Origin of the sequence: Pseudoalteromonas sp. T1lg24, from assembly GCF_002964745.1 — a bacterium.
Taxonomy (GTDB): Bacteria; Pseudomonadota; Gammaproteobacteria; order Enterobacterales; family Alteromonadaceae; genus Pseudoalteromonas; species Pseudoalteromonas spongiae.
This window is the reverse complement of the sequence record NZ_PQCB01000033.1, coordinates 945,561-963,538: the sequence shown is the minus strand read 5'-3', so window position 1 is coordinate 963,538 and position 17,978 is coordinate 945,561. Positions and strand designations below refer to the sequence as shown.

At 41.3% G+C, this 17,978-nt stretch carries 17 protein-coding genes; 3 read left to right on the top strand and 14 right to left on the bottom strand.

The window, feature by feature from the left end; all coding sequences use genetic code 11:
• The 10 genes from C2M30_RS16585 to C2M30_RS16540 all read right to left on the bottom strand — a co-directional run bounded on the left by C2M30_RS16585 (position 1) and on the right by C2M30_RS16540 (position 9,739).
• Positions 1 to 660, bottom strand: coding sequence for a tetratricopeptide repeat protein (locus C2M30_RS16585; RefSeq protein ID WP_105172494.1), 660 nt, complete (start codon positions 658 to 660; stop codon positions 1 to 3).
• A gap of 2 nt (positions 661 to 662) precedes the next feature.
• Complete coding sequence (locus C2M30_RS16580; RefSeq protein ID WP_105172493.1) at positions 663 to 1,460, bottom strand: SDR family oxidoreductase; 798 nt, start codon at positions 1,458 to 1,460, stop codon at positions 663 to 665.
• 28 nt (positions 1,461 to 1,488) lie between these two features.
• The gene (locus tag C2M30_RS16575; protein WP_199775901.1) at positions 1,489 to 2,157 is read right to left on the bottom strand and encodes a TenA family transcriptional regulator; all 669 of its coding nucleotides are present in this window, start codon (positions 2,155 to 2,157) and stop codon (positions 1,489 to 1,491) included.
• 23 nt (positions 2,158 to 2,180) lie between these two features.
• Complete coding sequence (locus C2M30_RS16570; RefSeq protein WP_105172492.1) at positions 2,181 to 3,602, bottom strand: AMP-binding protein; 1,422 nt, start codon at positions 3,600 to 3,602, stop codon at positions 2,181 to 2,183.
• Complete coding sequence (locus tag C2M30_RS16565) at positions 3,596 to 4,264, bottom strand: thermostable hemolysin (protein ID WP_158683509.1); 669 nt, start codon at positions 4,262 to 4,264, stop codon at positions 3,596 to 3,598. The genes C2M30_RS16570 and C2M30_RS16565 overlap by 7 nt, the downstream gene beginning before the upstream one ends.
• Before the next feature lie 155 nt (positions 4,265 to 4,419).
• Positions 4,420 to 4,812 carry a YbaN family protein gene (locus tag C2M30_RS16560; RefSeq protein ID WP_105172490.1) on the bottom strand — a complete coding sequence of 131 codons (393 nt, stop codon included), beginning with the start codon at positions 4,810 to 4,812 and terminating at the stop codon, positions 4,420 to 4,422.
• Complete coding sequence (locus C2M30_RS16555) at positions 4,809 to 5,399, bottom strand: biliverdin-producing heme oxygenase (RefSeq protein ID WP_105172489.1); 591 nt, start codon at positions 5,397 to 5,399, stop codon at positions 4,809 to 4,811. Before C2M30_RS16555 ends, C2M30_RS16560 begins: the two co-directional genes overlap by 4 nt.
• 68 nt (positions 5,400 to 5,467) lie before the next feature.
• Positions 5,468 to 8,185: a TonB-dependent receptor gene (locus C2M30_RS16550; protein WP_105172488.1), complete on the bottom strand. Its 2,718-nt coding sequence runs from the start codon at positions 8,183 to 8,185 to the stop codon at positions 5,468 to 5,470.
• 83 nt (positions 8,186 to 8,268) lie between these two features.
• Complete coding sequence (locus C2M30_RS16545; protein ID WP_105172487.1) at positions 8,269 to 9,255, bottom strand: FecR family protein; 987 nt, start codon at positions 9,253 to 9,255, stop codon at positions 8,269 to 8,271.
• Between the two features lie 16 nt (positions 9,256 to 9,271).
• Positions 9,272 to 9,739 (bottom strand): RNA polymerase sigma factor, encoded by a 468-nt coding sequence (locus C2M30_RS16540; RefSeq protein ID WP_105172486.1) that lies wholly within the window; start codon positions 9,737 to 9,739, stop codon positions 9,272 to 9,274.
• A 275-nt stretch (positions 9,740 to 10,014) separates the two neighbouring features.
• On the opposite strand from C2M30_RS16540, the gene C2M30_RS16535 reads away from it, so the two are divergent.
• A complete protein-coding gene (locus C2M30_RS16535) occupies positions 10,015 to 11,073 on the top strand; it encodes a serine hydrolase domain-containing protein (RefSeq protein WP_105172485.1) in 1,059 nt (352 codons plus the stop codon).
• A gap of 42 nt (positions 11,074 to 11,115) precedes the next feature.
• On the opposite strand, the gene C2M30_RS16530 is transcribed toward C2M30_RS16535, so the two are convergent.
• The gene (locus C2M30_RS16530) at positions 11,116 to 12,747 is read right to left on the bottom strand and encodes a phosphoethanolamine transferase (RefSeq protein WP_234004800.1); all 1,632 of its coding nucleotides are present in this window, start codon (positions 12,745 to 12,747) and stop codon (positions 11,116 to 11,118) included.
• Between the two features lie 149 nt (positions 12,748 to 12,896).
• Here C2M30_RS16530 and C2M30_RS16525 point away from each other — a divergent pair, with 149 nt between their 5' ends.
• Positions 12,897 to 13,253, top strand: coding sequence for a MerR family transcriptional regulator (locus C2M30_RS16525; RefSeq protein ID WP_105172483.1), 357 nt, complete (start codon positions 12,897 to 12,899; stop codon positions 13,251 to 13,253).
• 72 nt (positions 13,254 to 13,325) lie between these two features.
• Complete coding sequence (locus C2M30_RS16520; RefSeq protein ID WP_105172482.1) at positions 13,326 to 13,547, top strand: hypothetical protein; 222 nt, start codon at positions 13,326 to 13,328, stop codon at positions 13,545 to 13,547.
• 300 nt (positions 13,548 to 13,847) lie between these two features.
• Here C2M30_RS16520 and C2M30_RS16515 read toward each other — a convergent pair whose 3' ends face one another.
• The 3 genes from C2M30_RS16515 to C2M30_RS16505 form a co-directional block, all read right to left on the bottom strand.
• Positions 13,848 to 14,879 (bottom strand): alpha/beta hydrolase family protein, encoded by a 1,032-nt coding sequence (locus tag C2M30_RS16515; RefSeq protein WP_234004762.1) that lies wholly within the window; start codon positions 14,877 to 14,879, stop codon positions 13,848 to 13,850.
• A 96-nt stretch (positions 14,880 to 14,975) separates the two neighbouring features.
• On the bottom strand, positions 14,976 to 15,851 hold the full coding sequence (locus tag C2M30_RS16510; RefSeq protein WP_105172481.1) for an AraC family transcriptional regulator: 876 nt from the start codon (positions 15,849 to 15,851) through the stop codon (positions 14,976 to 14,978).
• Positions 15,852 to 16,011: 160 nt separating this feature from the next.
• Entirely contained in the window at positions 16,012 to 17,913 is a 1,902-nt protein-coding gene (locus C2M30_RS16505; protein WP_105172480.1) for a S9 family peptidase, read from the bottom strand.
• Positions 17,914 to 17,978: the final 65 nt, after the last annotated feature.

Here is a 17,978-nt window from a genome sequence, read left to right as displayed (position 1 = left end):
TTATCTTTTTGACAGTTTTTTATTCACTTTAACCAATAGCGCATTTATCTCTTCTTTGCGACCTTCATCCGCCAGAGGGCGTTCACTTCGCGCTGGGGCATTTAATGCTTTTTCGAGAAAAACTTTCGCTTTTGCGTATTCTTTCTCATCATACATAAACTCACCATAAAAGTAATTGGGATCAATACCTTCTGGATTAATTTTAAGTGCCGTTTCGAGCAGAGATTGGGCTTTTTTATCACTGCCAAAGGCAATCGGCCAACCCGGTACTTTATGATACAAAATACCCAAACTGGTATAGGCTGAGCCACTCAATGCTTGCTCATCAATGGTGAGCGCTTTTTCAAATGCCGCTTTGGCATTTTTTGCATGTGTTAACGCACCTAACCCGCCTTTTGCGCCAGCATAGCTCGATTGCACAATGCCATACCAAATCCACGACTCTGCAGAGTCTGAGTAAGCTGCTTTTAAGTTTTCGGTTTCTTTAATGAGGTTTTCATAGGCTTTTATCTGCGACTCTTCTTGCAACTTATAGTTGGTGTTTGCCCAATTATGCTGAATGTTGAGTAGTTCAGTCGTAAATGGCTGGCTTGCCTGTGCCACTGAAAAGTGACTTGCAAACGCAAATGTTGCCGCAACAAGTAAAGTAGATGTTTTCATAATTAAGCTTCCTTCAAAGATTGCGTAAAAAAGGATTTAATTTTTTTGACCTTGCGCGCTAACGCATTGTCAACCAGTTCAGGGAATGCACCGTTTAAGCGCACAAACAGTTTTTCAGGCCAACCCAAAGTTTTGCGTTTTGCTGAGCTGTCTAATAATGCGATAAGCGCACTTGCCACTACTTCAGGTTCATCCATTTGGTTACCAAGTAGCTTGTTCATTTGCACTACTTCATTTGAATTAATAGCGGTATTAGTCGCCCGTGGCGCAAGGTACTTAATTTGCTTATTAGAGTTTGCGTATTCACGGCCAAGCGCTTCGCTAAAGCCACGAAGGGCGAATTTACTAGTGCAATAAGCAACGTAACCAGGGTGGCCTATTGCACCAAGTGCTGAGCCAACATTAATAATGGTCAGTGGGTGTTCGCCCGCTTCAATTAACGCTTCTTGGCTAAGTGCCATTGCCGCAGTGACGTTTAATTTTAATAAACGCTCAATTTCATCAAGCTGGGTGTCAGTGAAAGGTTTAAACAGCGATAAGCCAGCGCAATTAATCAGTAAATCGAGTTTGCCAAGTGATTTAACAAATGCCATTAAGTTTGAACGGCTGGCGCTATCGCTTAAATCTGCCAACTGGTAAAAGTGCTCGCCCGGCAGTGCATTTTTAAGGTGATTTAATTTGGTTAAATCACGGCCACTGATCACTAACGTGTAACCTCGGGCTGCTAGGGTTTTGGCAATTGCTTCACCAATGCCACCGCTTGCACCTGTTAGTAAACATAATTTTTTAATCTGACTCATAAGATACACTCCGAGCGGTGTTGGTTAATTAGGCAACTTGTTGCAAGCGAGCTTGATCAAGAGCGCGGAAAATATTGCCATAAAGCACATAAAAACGTTTTGCTGCATGAATAATGGCATCTTGCTGCTTTTCATCATCAATGCGGTTCATAAGCGTTTCAAAAAACTTCACATGTTCTTGGTCTAGTGATCCGTGCGAACGTAAATAGCTAAATGCATTATTTGGCAGTGACAATTTATCTTTAATGGTGGCTGCAGCTAAATCTGCAATTGCGACGCTGGTGCCTTCAAGCACATGTACCATGCCAAAAAAAGCCACTGGTTCAATGCGGTTAATGGTGTCGTAGGCGTAAGACACCATCAGCTCGGTTTCAAACAATGGCGTGCTATTACGCACCGCTTCTTTATCAAAACCACATGCTGCAATGTCATTTAAAATCCATTCTTGGTGGCCAAGCTCTTCTTCAATATATTCTGCAACCGCGTCGCGTAACCATTCTTGTGAATGAGGCAATTTGGCACCTAAATTCATCAATAAAGGCACGGTGTGTTTTACGTGGTGAAATGCTTGGCCTAAAAACGCCACATAATCATCAAGGGCAATTTCGCCTTCAAAACAACGCTTAATAATTGGCGCCGATAATAAATAGTTTTTTTCGGCTTCTGTTTCGCTAATTAATTTCTCGAAAAAGGTCATAATCAATTCCTTCTAAAATTGCTTTAAGCAACAAGCGATGATGCTTGTCGTAAAAATGTTTGGTTAATGGCTGGGCGTTTAAAACGGCCATTTTCAGTTAGCATGCCTTGCTCATAGCTAAGTGGGGCATCAAGTAAAATAAAGTGATTTAGTTTGGCGTAATCAGGTAATGCTTGGTTGATGTGTGCAAGGCTTGCCGCAATTTGCTCATTCGCAACCCCTTTCAATGGCATTAAAAGTGCAACGAGTTGTGATAGACCGTCACCAATTACTACGGCTTGCGAAAAAAGCCCTGTAGCATCAAGTAACGACTCAGGCCACTCTGGTGAAATATTGCGCCCTAAACTATTGATAATTAGATTTTTAGCGCGCCCATTCAAATAGAGTTTATCGCCTTTAAATTCAGCAAGGTCGCCTGTGTGAACGGTGTCTTGATACCAGCTTTTTGGCTCACCTAAGTAGCCTAAAAAAGCATTTCCTTTTAGTACCAACTCGCCATTTTCAATGGTGCCAGAAACATGTGGTAATAACTTACCCACACTACTATCGCTGTTATCTTCAAGGGTATTTAATGCAACCACAGAACTTGCTTCTGAAAGCCCGTAACCTTGGCATACTGGTAAACCACATTCACGCGCAGCAGCAATTAAGGCTTTATCTACTTTGCCACCGCCAACCGCGACAAATTTAAGGCTTTGTGGTGGTTGCCAACCTTGTTTGCAGGCAACAACTAACACCTTCAATAATTCAGGGACTAAATTAAGCGTATGCGCATCGCTTTGCGCTATTGTGGTTAGCAATGCTTGCATATCCACCAAGCGACTGCCTGAAAAACCGCGCTTACTATCACTGATGATTTTGACCGTACCACCACAAAGCAGTGGCGCATAAATCCCAGCTATGTTCTCTAACAAGGTGCTAAATGGCAGTAAACTCAAGTGTTTTGGATTACTTAGACCAATTACATCAATTAAGCTTTTGGCAACGGTTAATTGATTATCGCGGCTTAAACACACGCCTTTAGGAGTGCCCGTTGAGCCTGAAGTAAAAGTAACTTTTTGCGTACCTTCAGGTAAGGCAACATCACCGTGATAACCGACTTCATTGATAAAGAAACCAGTTCCTACTAGTGGTTTGCTATCTGCTGTTGGCTTTTCAGAAATTACATGGCTCACTTTGCAGCTGTAAATAACATGCTGCTTTTGCTCTTCACTAAAAAAATCAGGTACTGGCACAATCAGTAAATTGCTGCTCATTGCCGCCAAGTCCACCACTAGCCAATCAAGCGAATTTGAAGCACACAGTGCGATGCGCTCTACCCCTTCCATTTGCAAAAAATCACACACCACTTCGATTTTTTCATTGAGTGTTAAATAATCAAATGAATGCTCATCGGTTATCACTGCAATGTTGTTTTGATTATGGTTTTTAAGAACATTTAACATGTGAAACGCGCCTCAAATTTGTTTGCTAAACGGCCAATTGCAGGCGATAAAAAACGGTAAAGCTGCAAATATTTAGTGCGATTACGGATAACCTGATTTAGCTGTTCTAACGACAGTAAATACACATGTGGGTTTGTACGGTAGTAACTCCCCCAGTTCTCTCCTTGATTTGGCAGACGTTTTGCCTCTGCTTTTACCAGTTTAATTAGCTTTAAACCGTAGCGTTCAAGAATGCTCGCAACCTTGTGCGTTGCGCAAAAAGCCAAAGCTTTTACGTTCTGATGCACTAACGCCAAGGTTGAAAGCATGAAAAGTGGTGTTGATAAATTACGACCATTACTAAATAAGCTACCGTATTCCACGATTTGCTCACGATTGATTTCACCAATATGTGCTCTTGCATAAGATTCAATTGGTGCATCTAGGTAATGTTCTAAAAATAGTGGCTCTGTCGCACGTCGAATACCGATTGCAGCTGTTTTTCCAGCAAAACGTAATTGCAGTAGCAGTGGCATGGTGACACTAATTTCTGCTTGGTAACGGTCTGCATAGCCTTGTTCAATAAAACGTGCAATATGCGACGCTTGCGCCAGTGGCGCTAACTCAAAGCGAGGTAATAACGACGCTGTAAAACTGAGGAAATTATCTTTAGGCTTTAACATAAAACTGCTCTCCATCTTGCGATAGAGTAACTTTATGAGACAAACCTTAAATCAAACTTAAGAAATGAATTTTCGTGAAAAATTAAATTAACCTACTGATATTAAATTTTTATTTGTAATTTTGCGTTTATAAAAAGTGCAAAAGTACTGCTTAGTTAAAGCAATACTTTTGATGGTTTAGCTAAAATATACGAGCCCACCAACAACTTGATGCTGCCCACCACACAGGCGACCCAAGTTGCAGGCGAAAGTATCAACAAAACACAAAAGCTAACTGCCATACCAAGCAATGCCATAATTTTCGCTTTGAACGGGATAACACGATATTGCTGCCATAATTGCAGCGTATGACCAAAACGCGGATGGTGCAGCAGCTTGTGTGCAAGCTTAGGAGAGGCTCTGGTAAAGCACGCCAAAGCGAGAATAAAAAATACCGTTGTTGGCATAACAGGCAGTGCCATGCCAATCACACCAAGGGCGACAAACACGTATCCCAATACAAATAACAGGCTATTTTTATACGTCACTAAAGCGGCTTTTAAAGTCATGAGTAAACGTGCGCCTGAAAAGTTTGAAAGCGGCTAAAAGCTTGGCGTGCGCCATTAATTAGCGCACTTTCTTGCGCGTCATTGAGCTCAATCGTATCAATTACATTTACCAGTTCGCGCCATGCACTGCCACGCCCTGCACCTGGCCCCGCTAAATAACGCGCACCATTGTCAGCACTCACGGGTAATTTTGCCTGTGCTTGTTTACCCAGCATAGCAGCGCCCACTTTTGAGCCTTCCACTACATATAACCAGCCTAATGCTGTGGCAAAGTCAGTTGAATCACTGATTTCAGGTGCTAAAAATGCGCGTGGCAGCTCAGCTGCCAAATCAGCAAAGTCTTGCTCTAGCATGGTTAAACGACGGCGAGAAGGTAAATCGCTAATAAGCTCGCTAAGCTCCCTATGCTCGTACAATGCGCTTACATCTTTTAAGAAATAATACTGCAAAGATAAAAACGCTAAATAGCTTTGATTATTGGCAAACGGGTCGTGTGCCATAATGCTTTTATCAACATTATCATGCACATCTGCGGTGGCGGCTTTTAAATTTTGTGCACGCGAAAATGACGAAGTGACGGTGGTCATAACTGCTCCGAAAAAGTAAATATAAGTATCCAATAGCGCAGCAATGCGCTATTGGGCATAAAAGGTGTTTATAACTTTGCTTCTAAGCTAATGGTGATGGTTTGCCCAGGTTCTGGCATAGCCACAATTGAACCCGTTGATACCTTGTATTGATCCGTTAAGTTGGTAACGGATAAATTGCTTTTTATGCTGTCGCTAATTGCATAGCTTAGGTAGAAATCGAGCTGGTAACCTGATGGAATATATTCCAATGTATTTACCGCAGACCCTGCTAAAAAGCCTCCTGGATGGTGTTTGTCAGAATGCTTTTTATAGGTAAACCCTAAATCAAGAGTATCGTCTAACAAGCTGGTGCCGACATTCGCAATATAGTTTTTATCGGCAGGAATTCTGAGCGGTGTTAAACTGCCCGAAAACCCAGTATCGTTGCATTTATCAACCCCTTCTGCGTTAGCAATTAGGCTTGAGCACATTTCAACATTGGCGTATTTGGTGTAGCTAAACTTGCCGTAAAGCCAATCACTTTGGTAGTTAAAGCCAAGCTCGGTACCCGGTAATTCAAATGAGTCGTAGTTGGTGAATGAAAAAGTTTGATCCCACGACTGCGCATCTGGTTTTTTGCTCGGTAAAAAGCCCGTTGCTAACATGTCTTTGATGTTAGTGTAAAAATACTCGGCTGAAAGCACTAACTGATCGCCTTTAAACAGCACATCGCTAAATTCGCTTTCGATACCAAGATCATAAGATTGGGTGTTTTCAGCTTTAATTGGGTAATCTGGCGAGTAGGAAAACACCTCGTTTGATACCGTTGACTCATAAAGATTTGGCATACGGTACGCATTACTGTATTTAGCTTTTACGCTTGTGTTACTAAACACATTGACCCGCGCCTGCAGCGTTGTATCGGTTTTTGCATCGAACGTTAGGGTTTCGCCCGTTTGATAATCATCATTAATTGAATCGTGATGGTTAATATTTAAAGTAAGCTCAACAGGTGCTAAGTCGATTTGCGCATTGGTAAATAGCGCGCGCTTAACTTGCTTGCCGTGGCGCGATGTTGCCTTGTACTTATGATCTTCCGGTAGCCAGTCTTTTTTGAAGTTATCTAACCAATCTTTATGGGGCGCCAACTTCTCTTCTTGCCACGACAAACCATAAGTGAGCACAATTGGCTTGTTAGCAACTGTAATGTATGAGGCGTTAAGTACGCTTGCACCAATCCGGGTATTGTTGTAACGGTGAAAATACTGCCCTGCATTTTGCCCTAAATTACTGCCAAGTGCGTTGTACTGCTGAAGATTCGCACTGGTGCGCCATACGTTTACCGTGACATCCAAATACGTATTATCGCTCGGTAAATAATGGTACAAAGCACTGGCACTATTTACTTTGGCTGTACCTGGTTGCCATTGTGGCATGGTTTCAACACCCTCAGGGATTTCTTCAGACATCCACTGCTCTTGACCATGTTCGTCAACTTCTTTCCAGAATTTGGTATCGCCTGCGCGCTGCTTATACCAATACGATGCAAGCATTTCGCCTGCCACTTGCTGATGCAAACGCGTATTAACTTCCAGTGAGTGCTCTTTGGTAAAATCATACGTAAACTTTGCTAAATAAGAGTCGCTTTCAAAGCTGGTATTAACCACTTCACCATTTTTATTAACCGGAGGCGGAATAAAGAAATCATAAGGCTCATCAACATATTTTGTCGGGTCTTCTTTTGATGGCACCCAGCGAATGTATTCTTTTACTTCTACAAATTCTTCAAAGCCGTTTTTACCCGCAAAGTAGTTGCCAACTTCCTTTTTGCTATAAGCTACGACGGCTTGTAATTTATCGCCTTTAAATGCACCGGAAAGTGATACACCACCGCCGTTAAAATCGAGCGTATCAATGCCATTGGTTACTTCGTAATAGTTTTGCAAGCCAAAGCTCTCTGGCACTTTAGGCGTTTTATTGTTGTTGTGAGTTTTTAACTTAACTAACGCGCCAAATGTTTCGCCACTTTTTAAAATATCATGCACACCTAAAGTGCGAATATTCACTGTACCGCCAATGGCACCTGAGCTATATGGTGATGCTTTACTTGACGATCCTTTTTCAATATCTATAGTGCTGATTAAATCTGAATCGATATAACTGCGATCAGCTGAGCCCATATAACCACGGTTGGTATGGGTTGATTGCAAGCTGCCATCAATAAAAATTGGTACGCGCCCTTCGCCGTGAACACCGCGAATACCAATATCTAACGCGCCCGCTTCGTTACGAATGTTATTCGCTTCAATGCCTGAGAAAGTTGAGAAAATATCTGAGTTAGACAGACCACTTGAGCGCTCAATTTCACTGCGGTGCATTTGCAGCTTATTGCCCGTTACCGTGATCACTTCCATATTGGCTTTGCTTGGTTCGGCCTTTGCTTTTTGACTTTTTAGATCGCTTTTAGGTTGTAAAGTATCAGCAGTTGTTTTAATCACAATATTGTTATTCACAATATGTGCGCTTAACTGGCTTTGTGCCAAAGTAATTTCAAGTGCGTTAAGCAAGCTCAGTTCGCCAGCAAGCGCTGGCGCTGTTAATCCCTTAAGCAACTTAGCGTCGGCAATCAAATTCATATTCGCTTTTTCAGCCAAAGTGGTAAGGGTGTAAACAAGTGGCTGCTCAGCAAGGTTAAATTGGTAAACTGACGCGCTGCTACTTGCCATGGTTGGCAACGAAATGCTAATCCCAAGTGCAAATGCAAGCGGCGTCAGTTTAGTTTTGATTGGCGAGTAAGTACTCATTGTGTCATCCGTATTTAATTTTCTTAGTTATTAAAACGAATGAGAATGAGAATCCCTCAATAAAAAATACTGTTTTTTTGCATTTATTTTTTAGAGCTAATAACTATTTGATTATTAATAATTTTAGCCTCAACTGCTAAGGCGTGTGGCAGCATATTAACAAAGCCGTCCAGCTCAGATGCTGAAAAAATGCCAGATAAACGTAACTGCTCAGCGTGTGCATCAGTAAAAATAACGTCGCGATTGTGATAACGCTTAAATGTGTGTAAGGCATTTACCAAAGGCTCATTATTAAACACCAAACGTCCTTGTTGCCACGCCCCAACATTGGCATGTGCCATAGTGTCACGCTTTATGGTGTTGTCATTAATGAGTGCAACTTCGCCCTGACTAAGCACCACATTATGTTCCCCCATTTGCACTGCCACTTTGCCTTGTGCCACCGCAACATGAACCTGATTTGCTTTTTTATCGACCGAGAAACGCGTACCGAGTACGGTTACTTTAGTATTGCCCGCATTAACAACAAACGGCCGTGCTTTATCACTTTCAACATCGAATAGCACCCGCCCAGAGGTTAGCTGTGAAAGTCTCTGCTTGTCATTAAACGCCAGCGACAACTGTGTTTTTGCATCTAAGGTGATATGTGAATTATCAGGCAAGGTGTATTCGAGCAATTCACCGCGTGTTGATTGATATTCGGCAACAAAGGGTTGCTGCGAAAACATATTTGCCACAAAGTGATAACTCAGTACGCTTATCATAAAAAGCGCACAACACGCGGCAATGGCACGGTAGTTTTTGAGCCAAACGGTGCTTTCAGTAGTACGTGTATTTTCGCTTTGTGGCTTTAACAGTGTTGGTACTGTGCTTTCAGTCGTAAGCTCACTTTCGTTAAATTGCGCTAGCAGCGCATCAACGTGTTTGCTTTCTTGATAAACGGTTTGATGCGCTTCACATGCATTAAGCCAATCTTTAAATTCTGCACGCTGGTCTGCATTAAAACCCAATTTTTCGAGTTCAATGTATTTGTTAGCTTGCGCTTGTATTGCGAGTGTTTGACGGTTCATTCTGCAGTTTCTCTTATTATTTTTTTAGTGCATCACGACACGCTAACATGGCAGTTGCTAGGTGTTTTTCCACCATGCTTACAGAAATTTCCATCTGCTCAGCAATTTGTGGCTGCGTTAAGTTTTTAAATTTATATAAAACAAAAGCTTGTTTTGTTTTAAGCGGTAAAGCATCGATGCAGCGCTGTAGTACTGCAAGCTGTTGCTGCGCTGTTACCACAGTTTCAGGCTCAAAATTAGCGGGGGCGACAAGCTCAACCTCATCTGGCTGCGCAACACTTTTACTGTTGCGATATTGGTCTATCACAATGTTTTTCGCGGCTCTAAAAAATAACGCGCGCGCATGTGTTTTATCTTGTTGAGGATAGTTTTGATTATGACTTAATAGACGGGTATACGCTTCTTGCACTATGTTTTGCGCTTTATCTTTACAGCCAACAGAACGCGCAATATAGCCCAAAACCTCTGAATAATACCGTTCCACAATATGCTCGACAGAATTTAAAAGGTGCGTATGCTAGCACGCAACAGCGCAATTGAAAACGATTCTTAGTTCGATTTGCAACTTATAATGATCGTTCGCTTAAAAACTAAGCTCAATTCAAAGCCTTTGTATTATTAAACCGATGTAACGTTCATTTCACTACAAATAATGTCTAATTGTTAATTCTTACCAACATTTTCAAACAAATCCCTCAAAGCTCTGAGTAAAAATCACTGTTACGCTAAATGCAATTATTACAAATTGAGTAAACTAGGATGTTAACCACCAAACCGCTTTTTAAAACTCTAATATTTACTGTTGTGTCGCTTACCCTTGTTGCCTGTTCAAGCGATAAAGAAATCGAAGTTTCGAAACCTAGCGATGGGCAAACTATCGCTGAATACGTTGCAAGCCAAGACTTTTCTGGCGCAGTGTTAGTAGCAAAAGATGGACAAATTTTGCTGAGCCGCGGCTACGATTACGCCGAGCGCTCAAACAAAATTGAAAACAGTTTCGATACAGTTTTTCGTATTGGCTCAGTTACAAAACAATTTACCGCAATGGCAATGTTGATATTAGAAGAACGTGGCCAGCTAGCGCTGACTGATACTGTTGCCATGTACCTAAATGACTATCCAGATGGTGAGAAGATTACACTGACACATCTGCTCAATATGACCAGCGGCATTAAAAACTATACCGAGATGGGAAACTTTTCATCTTACAAAAATACCTCGCTAACCCCGCTTCAATTAATTGAAAAATTTAAAGATACACCGCTCGAATTTACACCGGGTAGCAAGTTTAAATACTCTAACTCAAACTACGTGATTGCAGGTTATATAATTGAACAAGTGAGTGGTCTGTCGTATGCAGCGTTTATTGAACAAGAGATTTTTCAAAAGCTTGGTATGACTAATAGTAGTTATGGCAAAGACAAAATTGGCTACGATAAATTTGCACAAGGCTACAGCAACAATAAGCCTGTTGGCGGTATTTCAATGACGGTGCCTTATGCCGCAGGCGCATTAGTATCAACAGTGGAAGATTTATATAAATGGCATCAAGGTGTTACCAACCGCGCACTCATTTCAGAAGAATCAACGCAAAAAATGTACACTGTAGGGTTAAATGGTTATGCCCTTGGCTGGAATGTAAGTACTAACCGTCACAATGAAAAGTTCTATCAACATGGTGGCGGTATTGATGGCTTTGTAAGCTATATTTTGCGCTCAGAAGACAGTAGTTACTTTGTTGCCGTGCTTGCCAATGAAGAAGAGTTCCCATCAGGAAACTTAGCTAATAATATTATGAGTTTAGTGGATAAAGACTAAGCTTTTGCGCCGCATTTTAAAGATGCGGCGCAACATCCCAATTTACCCCATCACATGTTGGCTACGACACTTTGATACTAAATCAATCAGTGGCTTTTCTGTTTGTATATTTATAGAAAGTAAACCAAGTAAACTACCAAACAACGCATCATGAGACGAGGGTTTGGTAGCCTCATTTGAAAGGCAGTTAAAATCAAATTTTGCCTCTTGCTGATAAGAGTCAGAAAGCCAAACCAGCATCGGCACCTCAGTTTGTGCTTTTGGCGCAAACGCATAAGGTAAACCATGCAAAAATACACCATTTTCACCTAGTGATTCACCGTGATCCGAAACATATAACAGCCCTGCATTAACATTGTTAAGAGAACTTAATTTGTTAATCAAATCGGCTAATAATGAATCTGTTTCAAGCAAACTATTGTCGTAGGCATTAATGATTTCTTGAGGTGTGCAGTTTGCAAATGTCTCGTCTTTGCACTCAGGTAAAAACTGCTTATTTGCTTTTTCACTTCGGCGAAAATACGCAGGTCCATGGCTGCCTTGTTGATGCAGCACAATAAGAGTGTTTTGTGGCTTAACACCAAGTTCGTTAAGCGATGAAAAAAGTAATTTGTCAGGGCAGCCATCCTCACATTGCTCGCTTCTAGTTACATCGAATGTCTTGACCCGATTACATACATCTTTGCAGCCGCCGTCATTTTCGCGCCACATCACATCAAAGCCAGCACGAGCAACAATGTCGACCACGTTTTCACTGTGTTTTGCCGCAAATTCGTCATAATTTTGTTTATTCATCCAAGAAAACATACATGGCACTGAGTGGGCCGTTGCAGTTCCGCAACTTGTCATCTGACTAAAATTAACAATAGGCAAGGCGCTTAACTTTGGATTGGTATTACGGCTATAACCATTTAACGCTAAATGATCGGCTCGCACCGTTTCACCTAGTACCACAATAAATACTGTCGGTTTTTTAGAAAACGCATTAAATTCGACATCACTTGCAATAGTAACAAACGATTCATCGCCTTTAGGAAGTCGGTCTTTTACAAAGCGTTTTGTCGCAGACACCACATTTAATGGTGTCGCGTAATACCTTAACTCTTTATGCATGCGAAAATATCCCGACAAAGATTGATACTGCAAAAGTGCAAATCCGCCAAGCAGTATCATAATACTGGTTAATGCCGCGCTGTATTGAAGTGTTCGCTTGAAAATGGGCTGTAAACGAGGCTTATTAAGTAACACAAGCAGACTTGGCAAAATAGCAAATAGCAGCAAGTGACGAACAAACGGCCAAGTAATCAGATCGTTCGCTTCAGATACATTGGTTTCAAACATATTTTGAAGCATGTGGGCATCAATCATAGTGCCAAAATGGTGCGAAAAGTAATTAGCGCTGACACTTGCGAAAATCAATATAGTTAACATTGGTTTAAACAAGTACCCAGGGCTTAAAAGTAAAACTATTAAGCTGTTAACTAACATTAATAAAAATACCGAAGGTATCAACACAGATGAGCCAAGCTGCTGAAAAAATACATTATTACAAGCAAAGGTTAACCACAGCACTACCGCAAATCTAACAAAACTTTTGCTGGCAAAGAGTCCATTTAGTTTGCCAAATGAAAAATGCGAATTTAATCGCTGTTCAAAGAAAAACGCACTACGCATCATTTAATCAACTCAATACATTAATAACACAACGCGCTTGAGAGTAATCCTGCTAGCTTAAGAAAAACTTAAGTTAATTTTTTATTCATTTAAATCAGCGTATAAATATGCCTTAATACTTGGATAGCAGCTGTAATAAAAGGGATAGCATGTTTATTGGAGAATTTAGCAAACGGGTTGGCACTACCACCAAAACCATTCGTCATTATGAAGCAATAGGGTTATTACCCGAAGCAAAACGCCAAGGCCGTTATCGCGTTTATGACGAACGCTATATTGAAACTGTAAAGCAAATTCGCTTGGCGCAATCCCTTGGTTTTTCACTTAATCAAATAAAACAATTATGCCAAGGCGCAAATATTAATTACGGTTTGCCAAAACACGTATTATTAACCGCGCTAAGCGAGCGTGAAGCGCAGCTAAAAACACAAATCGCCAAGTGCCAACAACAGCTCAACGACATAAAAAGCTTTAATCTCCTACTCGAAAATTCTAGCTGCGGTTAATTAACCGTTGACTTTGCCCTATAGGACAAAGCGTACACTTGTGCTCGATGTTTAATATGGAGCACAAATACAATGCAAAACTACAATAAATGGGTTGCACGAAGCGCCTACTACGATTTAATTATCACGACACCGTTTGCCATTCCCGGTGTTGCCAGTTGGGTAATCAGTTTGTTTGCCAGTTTGCACCAAACACTTGGCTTTCAAGGAGAATTTCCCGCTTTTCAAATACAGCATTTACTGTTTGCCCATTTACTGGGCTCAGTTGTGATTGATGGTCACTGTTTAGAATAAAACATACCAGTCCATTGCTTGGCTTATATGATGGTTTTGCGAGAGTACTTTTCAGTATCTTTTATATTTATGCAATGACCCTTGGCGCAAGCCCGCTTATTTTGCTTTTTTTAATTCCAGAGCTATTTTTTGCGGTCGTGCAAAATGTGGGTTATTACCAGTTAAAAAAACAAGATACATAAACTCCATTTGAGTTAAGCAAAGTAGCGCATTGGTAAAGCGCTACTGCTTATCAGGCTTAGAAAAATATACGCTTCAAATTCGACTCACTTAAGTCCGGATTAGGGAGGGCACTAATCTTTATAACACATTTAAGCCATGTCGATTAATAAATGAAAACACGTGGCCAAGCAATTGTTGTTGAAGCGCTTTACGGTCAACGCCTTCTCGGTCTTTACATAACAACACACCTTGCGCCTTAAAGTTATGTTCGCATTGGTTAATGTAAATAAAGTGCCCTGCGCCTTGTTTAATACCAACTAGCTCCGCATTTTTAATATGCTCAGCATAATATTGTGCATGTTGCTTGAACGGCAAAAAATCATTTTCAACTGAGCCAATCACCAAGGTCGGTACTTTAACATCCATTAAACTGCTTTCATTTACAGCGTGGCCAAGGGCAGGATCAAGTGAAATAACGGCTTTAATGCGCTTATCCAGCATATGTGATTGCACTTCACTGATTTTGTTTATTTTATCGTTTGTGTATGGCGTTGCTTTTTGCTTGTTATAAGCACAGCTTTTATCGTTTTTAGCCCCAGCTAAAGCGCAGTAACGCTCTGACTTTCCGGCTTCTAACTTTGCCCCCGCAAGCGCCAATGCCGTAAAGCCTCCGGCGGAGTGACCTAGCATTAAAACATTATTTGTATCGATATTTAGATTAAATAACCCTTTATTGGTTAATTGCTCAAGGGCAAAGCTAACTTCTTCTGGGCGCTGCCAAAAACGTGCAAGTACACTTGGGTCGATTGTTTCTTTACCGTACACCCAAGATTCTCCATAGTGAGCAACGCCTACCACCAGCCAGCCTTGTGATGCTAAGGCATAACCTAACCAATTCATTTCAATGGGTGAGCCAAATGCACCGTGGGAAATTAACGCAACTTTTCGCTTATTTTGCGAACCCGTTAAACACACTGTTGCGCCACAGTTAGCATCGCCTGCCAAGTACCACAGCTTCACCTTTACAGGCTGATTAGTTTGTTTATTAAAAAAATCGAGATCGTTCGATTGCAAAGTATTTTGGGCGACTACTTCATTTCCTTGCGCGCTCATTGCGTTATTTGTGAAAATTAACACGATAACAAGTAACAAAAATCGGATTGGCTTCATTTAAGGTTGTTCCATTAAGCTAAGATGATTTTACTTTAACCAATGAGGTTGTCGCGTGTCTGTGCAGAAAGTGCGATTTGCAAATGTAATCTCACTTTAAATAGCATCGCTTTCCACCGCAAAATAAAGCTCAGTAATCAGTTTTTCAGCATCTGTATCTGCTGGGTTGTTTAAATAGCGCTGCACAATATGCTGATCTTTCAATCGGATTTGATTAGGCAACACCCAATGAGCATATACCTGAGATATGGTTTGCCACATTGTATTGTGCGGCCCTTGATGGCTAAAACAAGCGTAGCGCCCACCTTGCAGCGTGTAATGCTCTAATTGCTGCTGTTGAGCTAACCCTTTTAAAAGTCCTGCAAAAAATTGGCTTTGTGTTTGCTCGCCTACCCAAGGGTTATCAATTGCTACACCAATAGGTTGAAGCTCACTAAAATCAAGCGGTGCGGCAAGTTCGCTTAAGCGCTTATACAGCTGCCCTGCCACCTTTGAAAACGATTGCTCATTAAAGCCAGTACCGTAAAAACCAAGCACGGTGGTTTCTGGTAATTCGCGCCATATTGGTTCAAGTTTAAACGCTTCAGCTAATTTTTTTGGTGGTAAAGTGCCAGCGCGTTCATTTAGCGGTGATTTACCATTTTGAATATCAGTTGGGGTGCACGCAAAATTGTTTTTAAACGCACGGGTAAAGGATGACGGCGAATCATAGCCAACACACATTGCGACTTCTAATATGTTCTCTTTTCCGCTTTTTAATAAAAACATCGCTTTTTCAAGCTTTTGCCTTTTTATAAACTCACCGAGCTGAAACCCCGTTGCGGCAAAAAACATGCGATTGAAATGATATTTTGAAAAACCAGCATAATCGGCAAGCGCTTCAACATTGATTGCTTTATCACTATGATCATAAACATATTGTGCCACTTTACTGATAATCGCGGCATTAAACTGCGTGGGACTGCTTGCCATACATTAATAGAATATTTTTATAATTATATTAGCAAGATAGCGAATGTTAATCAGTGAGTCGAGTGAATTTTAAAAGGCATAAAAAAGGCCTTATTGATGTTCTTCAATAAGGCCTTTTTTGTAAGTTTACCTAACTCAAAATTGAGTAAGGCAAATTAACTTACAGTGTTTCTTCTAACCACTTGAAGAATTCACGCTGCCAAACAATGCCGTTTTGCGGCGTAAGTACCCAGTGATTTTCTTCAGGGAATAGCATAAAGCGGCTCTTTAAACCACGTAGTTTAGCAGCTTGAAACGCGGCAATGCCTTGCTCAAGTGGAACGCGGTAATCTTTACCACCGTGGATCACAAACATAGGTGCATCCCACTTTTCAATGTGGTTAATTGGGTTGAATTGACCATATGCTTTCTTCGTTGCTGCATTGTCTTGCCAATATGCGCCGCCGAGTTCGTTATTTACGAAAAACAGCTCTTCGGTTGTGCCGTACATGCTGCGTAAATCGAAAATACCACAGTGTGCAATAAAGGTTTTAAAACGACCTTCGTGGTTGCCCGCTAAATAAAACGCTGAATAACCACCGTAACTTGCACCAATTGCACCGATACGTGAGTTATCTACGTAAGACTCTTTTGCTACATCATCAATCGCTGCAAGGTAATCTTCCATTACCTGACCGCCCCAATCATTGCTAATATCTTTGTTCCATTGTTCACCATGACCTGGCATACCACGGCGGTTAGGTGCTACCACAATGTAACCCTGTGACGCCATTACTTGGAAGTTCCAACGGAATGAGTAGAACTGAGAAAGCGCAGACTGTGGACCACCTTGTAAATAAAGTAGCGTTGGGTACTTTTTGCTCTTATCAAAGTTAGGTGGGTAAATTACCCAAGTCACCATGTCTTTACCGTCAGTTGTTTTTACCATGCGCTTTTCAACATTTGGTAAATCAAGCTCAGCGTAAAACGCGTCGTTTTCTTTGGTAAGTGCTGTAAGCTTTTTGCTACCAAGATCAAAACGGTAAATTTCACGCGCGGCGTTCATGCTGTTACGTGTAACAACAAGCTTATCTTTTAATACCGCTACAATGCCGTTTACATCATATTGGCCGTTGGTAAGCTGTTTAATTTTTGGCTGTGCTTTGGTTTTAGTGTTTACCGACACTTGGAATAACTGCACAGTACCACCCACTGGTGCTACAAAATAAATGGTTTTACCATCAACACTCCATTTGAAGCTGTTTACGGTGCCATCCCAATGCGCTGTTAAGTTATAGTCGCGGTCGTTAACACGTACAATAATGTCTTGTTTATCGGCTTCGTTACCCGCTTCGTCCATTTGTAACCATGCTAAGTGGCCTTTTGGTGAAAACGCTGGGTACTTATCATAACCTAAGTTTTTCTCAGTCAGATTAGTGGTTTTTTTGCTTACTAGGTTGTAACGATAAATATCGGTATTGGTGCTTTGAACATATTCAGTACCCGTTAGCTTTTTGCTCACGTAGTAAATGTTTTCACCTTTTGGACCCCAAGTGTAATCCGACGTGCCACCAAATGGTGCGGTTGGGCTTTCAAATGGCATGCCCTGCATGATGTCGACTTTTTCTTCGGTTTTTAAATCTTGATAGAATACATGCTTAAAGTTGCCGTCTTTCCAAGTATCCCAATGACGGTAGTTTAAGTCATCAAATACATAGGCATTTGCTTTGCCAAGTTCTTTATGGCGGTCGGTCGCTAAAATATCTTCTAGTTGTACTTTTTCATGGAACAACTTTTTGCTGCCATCTGGTGAGATACTTTTATCAATCACCACGCCTTGGTAGGCCTCTAGCAGCTGTGACTCACCGCCTTTAAGCGATACTTGGTACACCTTGCTGCTGAAATCGTTTTTCTCAACGCTTGGTGTTGTTACTTTATAAATAACGTGGGTTTTTTCTTTGTTTAAACCAAGCGCGCTTACACGCTTTAATTGCCAAAGTTTTTCAGGTGTCATTACCTCATTGGCGTAAGCACCCGCGCTTAGAGCAACCCCCAAGCTTACAGATAAAATAGTTCGCAACATCGCGAAACTCCTTTAAAGAATAGACCTGCTAAGACTACAGAATTACCCTATGGCTTGAAAAGCGC